This is a genomic window from Pseudoalteromonas sp. LC2018020214 (genome assembly GCF_016598755.1).
Lineage (GTDB): Bacteria > Pseudomonadota > Gammaproteobacteria > Enterobacterales > Alteromonadaceae > Pseudoalteromonas > Pseudoalteromonas distincta.
In genome coordinates this window covers 2,789,544-2,806,544 of the sequence record NZ_CP066804.1, presented here as the reverse complement: position 1 = coordinate 2,806,544, position 17,001 = coordinate 2,789,544, and the positions used below count along the sequence as shown (strand labels likewise).

The following is a 17,001-nucleotide window of genomic DNA, read 5'->3' as shown; positions in this document are numbered from 1 at the left end:
TAAATGCGTATTTTTCAAGTTGGCTTACTGTGCTTAGCACTGTTTGTACAATACAGGTTATGGTTTGGTCATAATGGTTTACAAGACTACACACGACTAAAAGGTGCAGTAACGTCGCATCATCAAACCAACGAAAAACTCATTAAACGTAATAAAGTACTTAAAGCAGATATTGAAGACTTAAAGCTTGGCCAAGAAGGCATTGAAGAGCGTGCACGCAACGAATTGGGAATGATTAAACCGGACGAAACATTTATTCGTGTTTTACCGGGCAAACAATATGACAAATAAACAGACTATTGCAGCAATTGTACCTGCTGCGGGTGTTGGCAGTAGAATGCAGCACAATGCGCCTAAACAATATATACAATTAGCCGGTAAAACCATTTTAGAACACACCTTAGCTAAACTTTCTCAATTACCTCAATTACGCACTATTGTTGTTGCCCTTAGCGACAGCGACCCCTATTTTGACGAACTCCCATTGCTTGATAATCGCATTGTGCGAGCCAGTGGCGGAAAAGAGCGAGCCGACTCGGTGCTTAACAGTCTGCTTTTTTTAGCGCCTAACCCACCAACATGGGTATTGGTGCATGATGCTGCTCGTCCATTAGTTAATATCAGTGATATAGAACGTTTAATTGATGAATGTATACGCGCTGATGAAGGCGGTATTTTAGCTAGCAAAGTAAAAGACACTATAAAACGCGGCCACACTCATGCCCTACAAACTGTGCCACGAGACGATTTATGGCAAGCACTTACCCCGCAGTTTTTTAAATATGACGAGCTTAAAAATGCACTGCAAAACGCATTAGCAAGTGGGGCTACTATTACCGATGAAGCCAGTGCAATTGAGTGGGCGGGTAAACCGGTTAAGCTTGTAGCAGGTCGTAGCGATAATATTAAAATAACCACGCCAGAGGATTTAGACCTGGCTGGGTTTTTATTACATAAACAACAAAACGAGAGTGGATTATGATACGAATTGGCCATGGTTTTGACGTACATAAATTTGGCGGCGAAGGCCCGTTAACTATTTGTGGTGAAAAAATTGATTACCCACAGGGCTTTTTAGCGCACTCAGATGGTGATGTTGCTATTCATGCATTATGCGATGCTATTTTAGGCTCACTTGCAATGGGTGATATTGGTAAGCACTTTCCCGATACGGCAAGCGAGTATGAAAATATCGACAGCCGTATTTTACTTCGCCATGTGGTGGGCTTAGCTAAAGAACAAGGTTATGTACTTGGTAATGGCGATGTGACTATTGTTGCTCAGGCACCAAAAATGCTGCCACATATTCAAGCTATGCGCGCTAATTTAGCCAGCGATTTAAATTGCGACCTTAGCCAAATTAACGTTAAAGCCACTACTACCGAAAAGCTAGGCTTTGAAGGGCGCAAAGAAGGTATTTCTAGTCATGCAGTAGTTATTATGAGTAAAGAGCTTGCGAGTACAAAAAACGCATGAGCGATTTAAATTATTTATACGGTGCACCGCTTTCTAAAGCTGATTTTAAAACCACAGCTGAAGACTTTATGGTTGATGAAGACTTAGGTATAGAATTTACCGGCAGTGGCGAACACGTGTGTTTGCAGGTGGTTAAAAAAGGCGAAAACACGCAATACGTTGCAAAGCTAATTGCGCAGCGTGCGGGTGTTTCACCGCGAGACGTAAGCTATGCAGGCATGAAAGATCGCCACGGTGTGTGCTCGCAGTGGTTTAGTGTAAAAGTACCAATTAAAAAGCCTATCGATTTTAGTGATTTAAATAGTGAGAGTATTTTTATTGTGTCGCAACAGCGCCACGACCGTAAGTTACGTACGGGCTGCCACAAAGGTAATAAATTTACTATTACGCTTCGTAACGTAACCAAGCCACTTGATATTTTATGCCGTATTAATGCCGTGCGCGCAGGTGTGCCAAATTACTTTGGCGAGCAGCGCTTTGGGCATGGCGGTCATAACTTAGTTATGGCTGAAAAAATGTTTGCCGGTGAGCGTATTCGCGATAAAAAGTTGCGCGGTATTATTATTTCAGCAGCACGATCGCATGTATTTAATCAGTTAGTGAGCCTGCGTGTAAAAGAGCATGGTTTAGCTAAAACAATGCACCGTGAAGTATTTATGCTCAGCGGCAGCAATGCATTTTTTGAAGATGCAATTAATGACGAAAACATAGAGCGATTAGCCACTGGCGATATTATGATGTCGGCACCTATGGTGGGTAAAAGTGAAAAAGGTTTAACCGAGCAAGAAAAAGTATGGCTCGAACCTTTCCAAACATGGTGTGATGGTTTAGGTGAATTAGGCCTTAAAAATGAGCGCCGAATGCTGCGCTTAATTCCACAAAACTTAACTGTTGAAACACTTGATGAAACCACACTAAAACTAAGCTTTGGTTTGCCAAAAGGGTGTTTTGCAACCGCATTATTACGTGAGCTGGTGGATTACACTGATGCTAGCCCTCGAGAGCGCAAAGAAAAGGATAATGGCATAAATGAAGATACTGTTAAGTAACGATGATGGCGTAAATGCTAAAGGCATTGCGGTTTTATATCAGGCGCTTATACAAATTGCAGATGTAACCCTTGTTGCACCTGATCGCAACTGTAGTGGCGCGAGTAATTCTTTAACACTTATGAACCCGCTACGAGCGACTACACTCGAAAATGGTTTTATGTCAGTTAATGGCACACCCACTGATTGCGTACATTTAGGCGTAAATCAGTTAGCTGATGAAAAGCCAGATCTAGTTGTTGCAGGTATTAACCATGGTGCCAATTTAGGCGATGACACGCTTTATTCCGGTACTGTTGCCGCTGCAACTGAAGGTCGCCATTTAGGTTTGCCTGCAATTGCGGTATCGCTTTGTTCACATAATGGCGATCATTTTGAAACAGCCGCTGCAGTTACCGTCAATATTATTAAAGGCTTGGCTTCGCATCCGCTTCCAAAAGATCAAATAATAAATATTAATGTGCCAGATATTCCATTAAGTGAATTAAAAGGGGTGCAAGTAACACGTTTAGGTGCTCGTCATAAAGCCGAAACGATGACGAAACAAACCGATCCTTGGGGCCGTGATATTTATTGGTACGGATCGCTTGGCACCGAAAGCGATGCTGGTGAAGGCACCGACTTTTACGCAATCAATAATGGCTATGCCTCAGTTACGCCACTGAGTGTTGATATGACAGCTAAAGATAGCTTAAAGGCAGTAGGAGAATGGTTAGCCGATTTGGAGATTAATCGTGCTCGCTAATTATACCCGCAGTGCTAAAGCGCTATCTGACTTACTAAAGCGTGAAGGTGTTGAAGATACGCAAGTACTTAGTGCTATAGCTGATATTCCGCGCCATATTTTTATAGATGATGTGCTAAAACACAAAGCCTATGAAAATACAGCGCTACCTATTGGGCAAGGGCAAACAATTTCTCAGCCTTACATAGTAGCGCGCATGACAGAGCTACTTCGTTTAGCTGGTGTGCGTAATAAAGTGCTAGAAATAGGTACGGGCTCTGGGTATCAAACTGCAATATTGGCCAAAACGTTTACGAAGGTTTACTCGGTAGAGCGTATTAAAACACTTCAGTGGCAGGCAAAAAGACGTTTGCAGCAACTCGATTTATATAATGTAACCATGAAGCATGGCGATGGTTGGCAAGGCTGGCAATCACAAGCGCCGTTTGATGGTATTATAGTGACTGCTGCGGCCTCTAAAGTTCCGCAAGACTTACTTGCTCAGTTGGCCGATGGTGGCGTGTTATTAGCCCCAATTGGTGAGAGCGATCAAAAATTAGTAATGGTTATCCGCAAAGGCGATAATTATAAAGAGCATGTTATTGCTCCCGTTAGATTTGTGCCGTTAGTACCTGGCGATATTGAATAGGAATTCATTTTGAAGTTGTTTACTAAGTTATACGATATGGCCCTAGTGTGGGCAAAACACCGTCATGCGGAACGTTACTTAGCTGCGATGAGCTTTGCAGAATCAGTTTTTTTCCCGATACCACCCGATGTAATGCTTGCACCTATGTCACTTGCGCAACCAAACAAAGCATGGCGATTTGCAAGCTTTGCCACAATAGCATCGGTTATTGGTGGAGTGGTTGGTTACTTACTTGGTTTTTGGCTATTTGAACCCGTTGTAGAGCCATTGATTGCACAAATGCACTGGCAAGAAAAGTTTGATATAGCACTAAACTGGTTTAAGGATTACGGTGTTTGGGTTGTGTTTTTAGCTGGTTTTTCGCCTATACCATATAAAGTATTTACGATTGGCGCAGGCGTTTTACAAATGGCATTTTTGCCATTTTTAATAGCATCAGCCATTGGGCGCGGTGCGCGATTCTTTCTAGTTTCAGCCTTAATGAAGTGGGGCGGAGCTCAAATGGAGCGAAAATTACGTCAGTATATTGAAATACTTGGTTGGGGATTAGTGGTATTAATTGCGCTAGCTTACTTTTTATTGCGTTAAGCGTAAAAAATATTAATTGTCTAATATAAAGGAAAAATACAATGACTAAGCAGTTCTTACTGTATATAGCTATATTTATTAGTATTTTTCTCTTTGGTTGTTCTTCTCGCCATGTTCCTGCACCTGTTAGCAGCCTAAATAATAATGTTAATAATTTAGGTCATACTATTAACATTAATGGGAGTAGTTATAAAGTGCAAAAAGGGGATACACTTTATTCTATTGCTTTTAGTGCTGGGCAAGACTTTAGGAAGTTGGCAAAAAATAATTCAATTTCATCACCTTACACAATTTTCCCTGGACAACATATCTCCTTAATCCCTAAGACCGAAAAAACAAAAAGGGATGAAAAATATACGAATTCGAGTAAAAAGTCTATAAAAAATTCACAAAAAAATAACAAAATTTTAAAGAAAGAGCTTGATCCCCCAAAACAACGAGAGTATGTTCAGAAACAAGCCAGTAACAAAATTAGTAATACTAAACGTTTGTCGAGCAGTAAAGTTAAGTGGTTTTGGCCTGCAAAGGGCAAAATTACCAAACGCTTCTCTAATAAGGAAAACGGTTATAAAGGTTTACAGATTACTAATCGCAAAGGGGCTTCAGTCTTAGCTGCGGCACAAGGAACAGTGGTGTACGCGGGTAACGCCCTTCGAGGTTATGGCAGTTTAATCATATTGAAACATAATGATGATTACCTAAGTGCTTACGCACATAACTCGAAATTACTTGTTAAAGAAAAGCAGAAGGTTAAGGCAGGACAAAAAATAGCAGAAATTGGTAATTCAGAATCTCCGGTCACCGCGCTTCGCTTTGAAATTCGCTACCGAGGGCAAGCTGTCAATCCTGCTAAATACCTACCCTAATTTTTAGGTATTGATAATTGCTCGGGAGAAGGCTTATGGCTAGCGCAGCAAAACTTGACAAACATACTACGACTGACGAAAAATTCGATGACATCGATGTTGATGAAAGCACAGCTCTACTAGATAAAGTAGACGACGATGAAATCTTTGCTAAAGAAGAAGTAACTAAAAATCTTGACGCAACTCAACTTTATTTAGGCGAAATTGGTTTTTCTCCTTTGCTAAGTGCTGAAGAAGAAGTGTTTTTTTCTCGCAAATCACTTCGAGGGTGTGAAGCCTCACGTAAACGTATGATTGAAAGTAACTTACGTTTGGTTGTTAAAATAGCACGTCGTTACAATAATCGCGGCCTTGCTCTACTTGATTTAATTGAAGAGGGTAACTTAGGCTTAATTCGCGCAGTTGAAAAATTTGACCCTGAGCGTGGATTTAGATTCTCTACTTACGCTACATGGTGGATACGTCAAACAATTGAACGTGCCATTATGAACCAAACGCGTACCATTCGCTTACCTATTCATGTAGTTAAAGAGCTTAATGTTTATTTACGTACAGCGCGTGAGTTAACTCAAAAGCTTGACCATGAGCCAACAGCTGACGAAATTGCAGCTTGCCTAGATAGACCCGTTGAAGACGTTACTAAAATGCTACGTTTAAACGAAAGAATTGCATCAGTAGACATGCCTATTGGTGGCGAAAACGACAGTGTACTACTTGATATCATCCCTGATGAAAAAAGTGCTGGTCCTGAAGGCGAAGTACAAAATAATGATATTAATAAACATATTGTTGATTGGTTAGGAGAATTAAACCCTAAACAACGTGAAGTGTTAGCACGTCGATTTGGACTGCTTGGCTATGAGCCATCTACACTTGAAGATGTAGGTCGTGAAATAGGCTTAACACGTGAGCGTGTAAGACAAATTCAGGTAGAGGCATTACGTCGTCTAAAAGATATTTTGCAACAAGAAGGTTTAAGTACAGATAGCTTGTTTAATCAGTTTTCGTAACTAGTTAAATAGTATAAGAGACTATGTGTGTTAAAAAGCCGAAGAATTTATTCTTCGGCTTTTTTTATGCTTGTAAATTAGATGATATAATACCAATCTGCTTATATATGGGGTCTATTTAACGTTAAGAAAATTACGCTAGAACTAGGCAAAATTTTTTGTATCTAGTTGTTCTAAATAAAAAATTTTTAACGACGTTATAGTGCAATTTAATTCGTTAAATTGATCAAAGATTTATGCAGGTTGGTATAAATTACAACAATGCTTTTAGTTTATATAACAAATCGTGCGCTTGGCGTGGCGATAAATTATCAGGGTCGATTGCGCTTAACTGCTCTTCAACTTCTGAAGGTGTACTTTGTGTAATTTCGTTATTAAAAGTAAAGGCTTGTTGTTCTGTATTTGGTGCAGTAACGCTTTGATGATTTTCAAGCAACTTAAGTTTTTGCTTTGCTTGTGCAATCACAGCTTTTGGCACTCCAGCAAGAGCGGCTACTTGTAAACCAAAGCTTTTGCTTGCTGCACCGTCGAGAACTGTATGCATAAACGCAATAGTGTCGTTATGCTCTATTGCATCAAGGTGCACGTTTACAAGGCCCGTGGTTTGCTCAGCAAGTTCTGTTAATTCAAAGTAGTGCGTAGCAAACAATGTTTTAGCAGATATTTTTGATGCTAAATGATCGGCTGTTGCATACGCAAGAGAGAGTCCATCGTAAGTACTTGTACCGCGACCAATCTCATCCATTAACACTAAAGACTGTGCCGTGGCATTATTTAAAATAGTCGCTGTTTCGGTCATTTCTACCATGAAGGTTGAACGCCCTGATGCTAAATCATCGCTTGCACCAATACGTGTAAATATGCGGTCGATATTACCAATTTTAGCGCTGTCAGCGGGTACATAACTGCCAATGTGAGCCATTAAAACAATAAGTGCCGTTTGGCGCATATAGGTTGATTTACCGCCCATGTTTGGACCGGTAATAATTAGCATTTTACGTTGGCTGTTTAATTCAACAGGGTTAGCAATAAACGGTTCTTTCATTACTTGTTCAACAACAGGGTGACGACCTTGCTTAATGCTTATATTGTCGTTATCGCACAATTCTGGTTTTGCATAATTGAGTGCGAATGCACGCTCAGCTAAATTATTTAAAACGTCTAAATCAGCCAATGCTGCTGCCATCATTTGCAACTGCTCAATATGTGGAGCAATAAATCTAAACAGCTCCTCGTATAGTTGTTTTTCAAGCGCGAGAGCTTTTGATTGGCTGCCGAGTACTTTATCCTCGTGCTCTTTAAGCTCTGGAATAATGTAACGTTCGTTATTTTTAAGTGTTTGACGACGAATGTAGTCGGCTGGCACTAAGTGCGCATTAGCTCTACTTACTTCAATAAAAAAGCCATGTACGCGGTTATAACCGATTTTAAGCGTACTAATGCCCGTACGTTCGCGCTCTCGTGACTCTAGTTGATCAAGTACATCGGTTGCACCTTTGCTTAAGTTACGCCACTCATCAAGTTCACTATTGTAACCTGGAGCAATAACACCACCGTCACGAATAAGTACCGGTGGGTTTTCTATCACAGCTCGTTCTAATAACGCTTGTAAATCAGGGAGTTCAGGCGAGTGCTTGATGATACCTGCTATACGAGGATCGTTAGCGTCAGCTAACAAAGTATGCAGTGGTGCAAGTGCTTGTAGCGCACTGCGCAGGCGAGTTAAATCACGCGGGCGTGCAGTACATAAAGCTAGGCGTGCAATAACACGCTCTACATCACCAATCTCTTTTAATGATTCGTGTAATTCACCGCAAAGCTGCGCATCTAAAATAGCGCTAATTGCATTTAAACGTGAATTTAGCTCGTCTTTATTACGAATTGGTGTATGAATACGGCGCTTAAGTAAGCGAGAACCCATTGGCGTTGCTGTTTTATCAAGTACTTGAGCAAGTGTATTTTCAAACCCGCCCGATAAATTAACAGTTAATTCTAAATTTTTACGGGTAGCGGCATCTAAAATAACAGCGTGTTCGTTGTGCTCAAGCGTAATTGCACGAATATGTGGCAGTGCAATACGTTGTGTATCTTTTACGTATTGCATTAGGCAACCTGCAGCAACAAGCGCGCTATGGGCTTTATCAACACCAAAGCCAACTAAATCTTTAGTACCAAACTGATCGCATAATAAGTGCTGAGCCGTATCTAAGTCGAACTCCCACTCTGGGCGACGGCGAGCACCTTTTATATGTTCAATTAAATGAACGTTTTCAAAGCTTTCGCTATACAGAAGTTCGGCTGGTGATAGGCGCTGAATAGTTGAGCTAAAGGCTTCGTCGGTATTTACCTCGACAATATTAAAACGACCAGAGTTAATGTCTAAATAAGCAATCCCGTATAAGCCTTTTTTACTTTGCCAAACGCTGGTAAGGAGATTGTCTTGTCGTTCTTGTAAAAGTGCTTCATCAGAAATTGTACCGGGTGTAACTATACGCACTACTTTACGATCAACAGGGCCTTTACTGGTTGCAGGGTCTCCCACTTGTTCGCAGATAGCGACTGATTCACCCATTTGGACTAGACGTGCTAAGTAGTTTTCTACCGCATGGTAAGGTACACCCGCCATAGGGATAGGATCGCCGCCAGCTTTACCACGATGAGTTTGCGAAATATCGAGTAATTGAGCGGCGCGTTTAGCGTCATCAAAAAAAAGTTCGTAAAAATCGCCCATACGATAAAACAATAAAATATCGCGATGCTCTGATTTTATTTTTAGATACTGCTGCATCATAGGGGTTTGTTGTTTTATAGTGTGTGGTGCATAAAGATCAAACGACATGTATTTACCCAAAGGCTGAATATGGAATTACATCAAGAGATTAAAACACTTGCTGCGCAATTAGGCGCTATTTTAACGGATAAATGCTTATGGATCACTACTGCTGAGTCATGTACTGGTGGCGGAGTGAGTTATGCGCTTACCGATACACCTGGAAGTTCAGCTTATATCGACCGTGCATTTGTCACTTATAGTAACCAAGCAAAGCAAGATTTGCTCAATGTTAGTGCTAATACATTAAATCAATACGGTGCTGTGAGCGAGCAAACAGTCCATGAAATGGCAGTAGGCGCTATTAAAGCAACAAACGCTAATATATCTATAGCTGTATCGGGCATTGCAGGGCCTGGCGGGGCAACAGAAGGTAAACCTGTTGGACTTGTATGGTTTGGCATACAAATTAATGACAAAGTACTGACCTTTAAACAAATATTTACTGGTGATAGGGCTCAAGTAAGACTGCAAGCTATTGTATTTGCATTAAAAAGTGTAATAGATGAGATAAAATGAAAAAATTAGCTTGATACTGTGATTTCATACAGTATACTTGTTCGCATTAGCTGGATTGGAGAACAAAATGAACGATAACAAACAAAAAGCGTTAGACGCAGCACTATCACAAATTGAACGTCAATTTGGTAAAGGCTCAATTATGAAATTGGGTGACAACAAAGCGTTAAACATTGAATCTGTATCTACAGGTTCACTAGGTATTGATATTGCCTTAGGCATAGGTGGCTTACCTATGGGACGTATTGTTGAAGTGTATGGTCCTGAGTCATCTGGTAAAACAACGCTTACTTTACAAGTTATCGCAGAAGCTCAAAAAGAAGGTAAAACATGTGCCTTTATTGATGCTGAGCATGCTCTTGATCCTGTATATGCACAAAAACTAGGTGTAAATATTGATGACCTTTTTGTATCTCAACCTGATACAGGTGAGCAAGCACTAGAAATTTGTGACATGTTAGTACGTTCAAGCGCAGTAGACGTCGTTATTATTGACTCGGTTGCTGCACTTACACCAAAAGCTGAGATTGAAGGCGACATGGGCGACTCGCACATGGGCTTACAAGCACGTTTAATGTCACAAGCATTACGTAAGCTTACTGGTAATATTAAACGCTCTAACACGTTATGTATTTTCATTAACCAAATTCGTATGAAAATTGGTGTTATGTTTGGTAACCCAGAAACAACAACGGGTGGTAATGCACTTAAGTTTTACGCATCGGTACGTATTGATATTCGTCGTATTGGTTCTGTGAAAGAAGGTGATGAAGTTGTTGGTAACGAAACCCGCGTTAAAATTGTTAAAAACAAAGTAGCGCCGCCATTTAAACAAGCTGAATTCATCATCATGTATGGCGAAGGTATTTCTAAGCAAGGCGAGTTAATTGATTTAGGTGTTAAGCATAAAATTGTTGAAAAAGCAGGTGCTTGGTACAGTTACAGTGGCAACAAGGTTGGCCAAGGTAAATCTAACTCAATTAAGTTTTTGAAAGAAAACCCAGAAATTGCAGATGAGATTGAAGGTAAGTTACGCGAAATGCTTTTACTAAAAGCAACTATTGAACCTGAAGACGGTGAAGATAAGTTAGGCGACGATCCAGACCTTTAAACTGCACCCAAATGAGTTTTTAAGCTTGATTTGACCCGAGCTTTGAAAAGCGCTAATCAGTAATGATTAGCGCTTTTTTGTTATTAAAAACTTACATCAGGTTAGATAAAATAAAAACGACACATTAAAAATGTGTCGTTTTTTAATTCAATAGAAAAAATCTAGAGTCTTTAATTAATCAAATATATTTATAATTGCCAGTTTACAGATAGGGCGTAGTTACGAGGTGCACCGTAGTAACCTTGTGCCCAGTACAGGCTGTGCAAATATTTTTCACCGGTGGTGTTATTTACGTTGAAAGTGACTCCTACGTTATCTGTAATTTCGTAAGTGGCCATTAAATCAAGTAACCCGTATGCATCTTGGTGAGTAGTGACGCTTGCAATACCATTTGTATCTTCGACTTGGACTCGGCTAGTTGAATCCTGCCAGCGATAGTTTGCACCAAATGATAAACCATCAACTAAAGGTACTTGGTAGGTTGCGGCCAGCTTAAGTTGATTTTCAGGTGTGTAATCTTTAACTAAATCATCACCATCAATAGTTAGGTTACTAAAACTTACACTTGCGCTTAAATCATCTGTTATTCGACCACTTAGTTCAACTTCAAAGCCGTTGCTGTTAATACCATCTGCTGCATAATAACGCGTATCACTAGGTAATGAGTCGGGTAAAGCTATGGCAAGCCCTTCCTGCTTTGCATCGAAGTAAGCAAAAGTTACGAAAATTTGGTCATCAAGTAACTGTGCTTTTATACCAACTTCACTGCTTTTACCTATTACGGGAGCTAATTGGTTGGCATTAATATCAAGCTCTTTTTGCGGTACAAATGTTTCTGTGTAGCTTGCATAAGCTGATAGAGACTCGTTAAAGTCGTACACCGTGCCAATATAAGGAATAACTTCAGAGTCGCTTCTTGTTTGCTCAACACCGTAAGCGTTCCCTTTTGTTTTCCAATCGGTATAACGCACACCAGCGAGCACACTTAAAGGCTCACTTAATCTAATGCGAGTAGATATGTAAGCTGATTTTTGCTCGTTAGTAATATCACTACCATCTAAGCCATCAGCAAGTGTTGCCTCTGGTACTACACCATCCCACGTTTTAAGTGATGGCATAGCTGGAAAACCATTGCCTGTAGTGTAATCGTAAAGAGACTGCTCGTTGTAATCCATTTTAGCTTGGCTAACACCAAATGATAGGTCGTGCTCTTGGCCAAATAAATTAAACTTACCACTGGCATATAAATCAAATAAGTCATGCTTATCTTCGTAATCATAACGGCTAGCATAACCTGTTAAACCAAGTTCAGTATCTTTATCAGGGGTGCCGTATACGTAGAACAACTCTGAGTCTTGCTCGTTTTCGATGTGAGCATAACGTGCTCTAGCTACCCATGTTGCCGATAAGTTTTGTTCAAGTGTTACATATACTTGCTCAGCACTGTTATCCCAGTAAGACCAGTCAGCAGCGGTGCTGGTTGATTCGTCGTAATCGGTTGGTGTTCCGTCTGTATAATAAAGAGGTAGTGCACCCCACAGCGGGCTATCTGCGTCTTTTTGTTGGTTAACGTAGTTAACGCTTAATAATGTGTTGTCTGTTAATTTGCCTTCGTAGGCTAAGTAAACAATGGTTTTATCTGTTTCGTAGCGATCTAAATATGAGTCAGCTTTTTGCTTTGTAAATACAGCGCGTACAGCGTGGTCTTCATTTATTGGCGTAGATACATCTAAATCTAAACGTTTTTTATTCCATGAGCCATACGATGCTGATGCATTTGCCTGTGTTGTATAAGTTGGCTTTTTTAAAACCATGTTTACAGTTGCAGAAGGATTACCGGCGCCAGTCATTAAACCATTAGCACCGCGAACTATCTCTACACGGTCATAAATTGATGTATCAAGACTACCTTGAATAGAGCCTGAGCTTTGTGGGATCCCTAAGCCATCAACTTGAAAGTTCGTAATTTCAAAACCACGAGCCTTAAAGTAAGTACGATCTGTTTCTATTTGCTCTACTGTTACGCCTGGCGTGCTTTCAAGTACTGAGTTTATATCGTCTAGTGAAAAGTCGTCCATTAGTGCGCGTGAAACTACCGAGATTGATTGTGGTGTTTCTTTAATTGTTAAACCTAGTTTGGTAGCCGATTGCGCTTCTTCAGTAATGTAGTTTTTATGATGCTGACCATATACCGCAATTTTTTCGAGAGGTTCAGATTTTACATTTGCCTCATCAGCAAGTGCATAACCAGATAAAATTAAAGAAGTAGCAAAGCTTAGTTTAGATAAACGCAAAACTTGAGGGGACGACATAAGTTTTTCCAGTTAGTTCAAAAGAAGTGCGTAACTTAATCTAAATGATATCGATTTGCAATTGTGTTTAGTGTTTTTATCAATAATAATTCTATTATTTTGGATTTTAGCGCCACATATAAAGATTTTAGGTACGAATTGATGAATTATATAGAACTCAATCTCGCTTATAAAAAAAGCGGCCTAGGCCGCTTTTTAAAGTAGTTAGCTTTTTAGCTATTAAAAAGAGTATTTAACAGAAAACTGTAAGCGGTCTAAATCGCCATCAACGCCGCTTTCAGTTTCACGCTCAGCATGCTTTAGCTCAGCACCAAAAGTTAGACGTTTAACCGGTGAGTATAGAATGTTAGCGCTATAGCTTTGGCTTGATTCAGTCGGATCACCAGAAATAGCTAATAAATCAGTGTTGTTATCAGCACTGAAGAATGAATATAAGAACGTTGAACGCCATTGGCTTGTCCACTTGTGCTGGTAAGCAACAAAACCAGAAGTCGAATCAATTGCATCTAGTTCATCGCCATTAAGTACTGCACCGTGAGCAACGTTTAAGCCTACGTAACGGCCTAAGCCTTTACCTTGAGTAAGCATAAATTTAAGGTTGTCTTCACCAAGGTTTATTTTACCTGATGCACTAATACCAAAAGAAGTTTCATCTGCATCAACACTGCCTACTTTATAAGTAAGTTGGCGAGCAAGCGCTGCAACCACAATGTTACCCCAATCGGCTTTGTGTGTGTAACGAGCTGTAAAGTCAGGCAATGATGCATCATCAGTTACTACCATACCGCTAGTAGTAGAAATTGTACTTTCTGGGTTTTCTAATGAAAACGACCATGCGCCAGTGGTGTATTTAATTTGCGATTGACGCACGAACACAGTGCCCTCAGCAGGGCCTACAAAATCAAGCGTTTCAGCAAGCGCCCCCACGTTTTGGAAGTTAGACCATGTTTGACCAAATAACCAACCATCGTAAGTCACAAAGGCATGGCGAATACGCGGGGCGTAAGAATTTGAAACTCGCTCATTACCGCCAGCAGCCGAGGCCAAAAAGTCAATTTCAATTTTAGTATTAACGGTTTTACCGTTATCCATAACAGTGGCTGTGCCAAAGTTAAAACGTGACTCACGAGCATGCATATCAAATACAGCATCTGAGCTGTTATCATCGCCAACTGTTAACGTACTTGGTACGTAAAAGTCACGACCTACGTTTGAGCCTGCAGGCGCACCCGCTGAATAATCACTCCACATAGAGTCGAGTTTAATGTATCCACCGTAAGTAAATTCCGTATCACCAATTTTTGCGGCAGTCGCTGCATAAGCAGTGCTTGATAGTGCACATAATACAGCGCTTGCTGCTAATGTTTTTAATGGGGTAAATTTCATTGTGGTGTCCTTTATAGGCTACTTGTTGTTTGTTGCTTTTTTTTTCATGTAAGGTTGTATTACTTGCTACTAGTATTACTTACGAATAAAAAAGGGTGTTAATTTGGCTTTTCAATACACATATTGTTTTCATTCGTTAAATAAAGCTTTGGCAAGTAATACCGCAAATATCTTTATTAAAGTACACAAACACTTTTGAATATGTGCAATATTTACTCAATTACCTATTGGTCTATAAGACTAAGGTTTTAGAGTCGATTAGTTTGTATTTACTTACATTTAACGCGTTGTATTATTTATGTAAAAAAATTGAAAGCAGGTGGATTATAAACTACAAATGAGTAAATTGGAGTAGAGTACAACTAAGGTCTAATACTTAATAAAGTACTGCTGAGTAATCCTTGATAAAAGCTTAAGGCAAGTAATTTAAATGGAGACGAAGATGTCACAAAGTATCTATCCAGTTCCTGCGCATATTAAAGATGCGACTCTCATTGATAAAAATAAATATAATACGCTTTATAAGCAATCTATTGATGACCCTGAAAGTTTTTGGCGTGAGCATGGCAAACGCCTCGATTGGTCTACTCCTTACACTAAAGTTAAAAACACCTCTTTTGATAAAGGCCACATCAGTATTAAATGGTATGAAGATGGCTATTTAAATGCGTCTTACAACTGTATTGACCGCCACTTAAAAACGAAAGCAGACAAAATTGCGCTTATTTGGGAAGGTGATGATCCTTCTCAAAGTGAGAACATTACTTATCAAAAACTTCATGATGAAGTGGCTAAATTTGCCAATGGTTTAAAAAAACTGGGTGTACAAAAAGGTGACCGCGTAGCTATTTATATGCCAATGACCCCACAAGCGGTGTATGCAATGCAAGCTTGTGCACGTATTGGTGCTATTCATTCTGTTGTATTTGGTGGTTTTTCACCATCGGCTATTGCTGATCGTATTAGAGATTCTGGCGCTAAGGTTGTTATTACTTCTGATGAGGGACGCAGAGCAGGAAATTGTGTTCCATTAAAAGCAAATGTAGATGAAGCGGTAGCGCAAGAAACTGTAACCACAATTGAACACGTTATTGTGCACCAATTAACAGGCGGTGAAGTTGATTGGAATGAGCACGATATATGGTGGCACGAGCTAGTTGCTGACTTACCGGCACAGTGCGAGCCAGAGCCAATGAATGCTGAAGATCCTTTGTTTATATTGTATACATCAGGTTCTACTGGTCAGCCTAAAGGTGTTGTACATACTACAGGTGGCTACTTAGTTTACTCATCAATGACACATGAATACGTATTTGATTTGAAAGAAGATGATGTGTATTGGTGTAGTGCCGATGTCGGTTGGATCACAGGCCACAGTTACATTGCGTACGGGCCATTGGTAAACGGTTGTACTCAGGTTTTATTTGAAGGTGTCCCCACTTATCCAACTGCAGGGCGTATGGGCGAAGTAGTTGATAAACACGGTGTTACTATTTTATATACTGCCCCTACAGCAATTAGAGCACTAATGGCTAAAGGTGATGAGCCTACAGCTTCGTCACATCGCGATAGTTTACGTATTTTAGGTTCGGTAGGTGAGCCAATAAATCCAGAAGCGTGGACATGGTATTACGAGAGTATTGGTAAATCTAATTGCCCGATTGTTGATACATGGTGGCAAACGGAAACCGGTGGCATTATGATCACACCACTTCCGGGTGCTACTGATACAAAACCGGGTTCTGCAACACATCCATTTTTTGGTATTGCGCCTGCATTATTTGATGCTGAAGGTAATACACTCGAAGGTGCCGTAGATGGTAATTTAGTTATTTTAGATAGTTGGCCATCGCAAGCTCGAACTGTTTATGGCGACCATGAACGTTTTGAACAAACTTATTTTAGCGCCTACCCAGGGGTTTACTTTACAGGCGATGGTTGTCGTCGTGATGAAGACGGTTATTACTGGATCACAGGCCGTGTGGACGATGTACTTAATGTGTCTGGGCACCGCCTTGGTACTGCCGAAATTGAAAGTGCGTTAGTTGCGCATGAAGCGGTAGCAGAAGCTGCTGTTGTAGGTTACCCGCATGATATTAAAGGCCAAGGTATTTATGTTTACATTACGCCTAACGAAGGCATAACAGTAAGCGATGAATTAACTAAAGAGGTACGTAATTGGGTTCGTAAAGAGCTCAGCCCAATCGCATCTCCAGATATGATTCAATGGTCACCGGGTTTGCCAAAAACACGTTCAGGCAAGATTATGCGTCGTATTTTACGTAAAATCGCTGCAAATGAGCACCAACAACTCGGTGATACGTCAACGCTTGCCGATCCTTCAGTTGTCGATGAACTAATCGAGAACAGATTAAATCGTTAAATGTGCGTTAAAAACTTGATTACAAGTTGATTCTAAACGTAGTATATCGGCTGTCAGTAAAGGTTTTAAACCTAACTGGCAGCCGAATTTATTAGGAG

15 protein-coding genes are annotated in these 17,001 nt (G+C 40.3%); 12 read left to right on the top strand and 3 right to left on the bottom strand.

The window, feature by feature from the left end:
- Window positions 1–3 precede the first annotated feature (3 nt).
- The 9 genes from ftsB to rpoS are packed head-to-tail and all read left to right on the top strand — an operon-like array spanning window position 4 to window position 6,362.
- Window positions 4–291, top strand: coding sequence for a cell division protein FtsB (ftsB, locus tag JG479_RS12425; RefSeq protein ID WP_002958963.1), 288 nt, complete (start codon window positions 4–6; stop codon window positions 289–291).
- Window positions 281–982: a 2-C-methyl-D-erythritol 4-phosphate cytidylyltransferase gene (ispD, locus tag JG479_RS12420; protein ID WP_149603095.1), complete on the top strand. Its 702-nt coding sequence runs from the start codon at window positions 281–283 to the stop codon at window positions 980–982. Before ftsB ends, ispD begins: the two co-directional genes overlap by 11 nt.
- The gene (ispF, locus tag JG479_RS12415) at window positions 979–1,476 is read left to right on the top strand and encodes a 2-C-methyl-D-erythritol 2,4-cyclodiphosphate synthase (RefSeq protein WP_024604077.1); all 498 of its coding nucleotides are present in this window, start codon (window positions 979–981) and stop codon (window positions 1,474–1,476) included. Before ispD ends, ispF begins: the two co-directional genes overlap by 4 nt.
- Window positions 1,473–2,525, top strand: a complete 1,053-nt coding sequence (truD, locus tag JG479_RS12410) for a tRNA pseudouridine(13) synthase TruD (RefSeq protein WP_039486727.1) — start codon at window positions 1,473–1,475, stop codon at window positions 2,523–2,525. The genes ispF and truD overlap by 4 nt, the downstream gene beginning before the upstream one ends.
- Complete coding sequence (gene surE, locus JG479_RS12405) at window positions 2,506–3,270, top strand: 5'/3'-nucleotidase SurE (RefSeq protein ID WP_024600608.1); 765 nt, start codon at window positions 2,506–2,508, stop codon at window positions 3,268–3,270. The genes truD and surE overlap by 20 nt, the downstream gene beginning before the upstream one ends.
- Window positions 3,260–3,898 (top strand): protein-L-isoaspartate(D-aspartate) O-methyltransferase, encoded by a 639-nt coding sequence (locus JG479_RS12400; RefSeq protein ID WP_002958958.1) that lies wholly within the window; start codon window positions 3,260–3,262, stop codon window positions 3,896–3,898. The genes surE and JG479_RS12400 overlap by 11 nt, the downstream gene beginning before the upstream one ends.
- A gap of 9 nt (window positions 3,899–3,907) precedes the next feature.
- Entirely contained in the window at window positions 3,908–4,486 is a 579-nt protein-coding gene (locus JG479_RS12395; RefSeq protein WP_002958957.1) for a YqaA family protein, read from the top strand.
- Between the two features lie 41 nt (window positions 4,487–4,527).
- Window positions 4,528–5,352, top strand: coding sequence for a peptidoglycan DD-metalloendopeptidase family protein (locus JG479_RS12390; RefSeq protein ID WP_200219423.1), 825 nt, complete (start codon window positions 4,528–4,530; stop codon window positions 5,350–5,352).
- Window positions 5,353–5,387: 35 nt separating this feature from the next.
- Window positions 5,388–6,362 carry an RNA polymerase sigma factor RpoS gene (gene rpoS, locus JG479_RS12385; RefSeq protein ID WP_002958955.1) on the top strand — a complete coding sequence of 325 codons (975 nt, stop codon included), beginning with the start codon at window positions 5,388–5,390 and terminating at the stop codon, window positions 6,360–6,362.
- Window positions 6,363–6,615: 253 nt separating this feature from the next.
- Here the strand turns inward: rpoS and mutS are convergent, their stop codons facing one another.
- Window positions 6,616–9,201, bottom strand: coding sequence for a DNA mismatch repair protein MutS (gene mutS, locus JG479_RS12380; protein ID WP_200219422.1), 2,586 nt, complete (start codon window positions 9,199–9,201; stop codon window positions 6,616–6,618).
- 21 nt (window positions 9,202–9,222) lie between these two features.
- On the opposite strand from mutS, the gene JG479_RS12375 reads away from it, so the two are divergent.
- Together JG479_RS12375 and recA are read left to right on the top strand one after the other, a co-directional pair.
- Window positions 9,223–9,711, top strand: a complete 489-nt coding sequence (locus tag JG479_RS12375) for a CinA family protein (RefSeq protein ID WP_039486736.1) — start codon at window positions 9,223–9,225, stop codon at window positions 9,709–9,711.
- Window positions 9,712–9,778: 67 nt separating this feature from the next.
- Window positions 9,779–10,822 (top strand): recombinase RecA, encoded by a 1,044-nt coding sequence (gene recA, locus JG479_RS12370; protein WP_002958952.1) that lies wholly within the window; start codon window positions 9,779–9,781, stop codon window positions 10,820–10,822.
- A gap of 188 nt (window positions 10,823–11,010) precedes the next feature.
- On the opposite strand, the gene JG479_RS12365 is transcribed toward recA, so the two are convergent.
- Entirely contained in the window at window positions 11,011–13,134 is a 2,124-nt protein-coding gene (locus JG479_RS12365; protein ID WP_200219421.1) for a TonB-dependent siderophore receptor, read from the bottom strand.
- Between the two features lie 219 nt (window positions 13,135–13,353).
- Window positions 13,354–14,520 (bottom strand): DcaP family trimeric outer membrane transporter, encoded by a 1,167-nt coding sequence (locus JG479_RS12360; protein ID WP_024600614.1) that lies wholly within the window; start codon window positions 14,518–14,520, stop codon window positions 13,354–13,356.
- A 442-nt stretch (window positions 14,521–14,962) separates the two neighbouring features.
- Here JG479_RS12360 and acs point away from each other — a divergent pair, with 442 nt between their 5' ends.
- Window positions 14,963–16,903: an acetate--CoA ligase gene (gene acs, locus JG479_RS12355; protein ID WP_039486744.1), complete on the top strand. Its 1,941-nt coding sequence runs from the start codon at window positions 14,963–14,965 to the stop codon at window positions 16,901–16,903.
- Window positions 16,904–17,001: the final 98 nt, after the last annotated feature.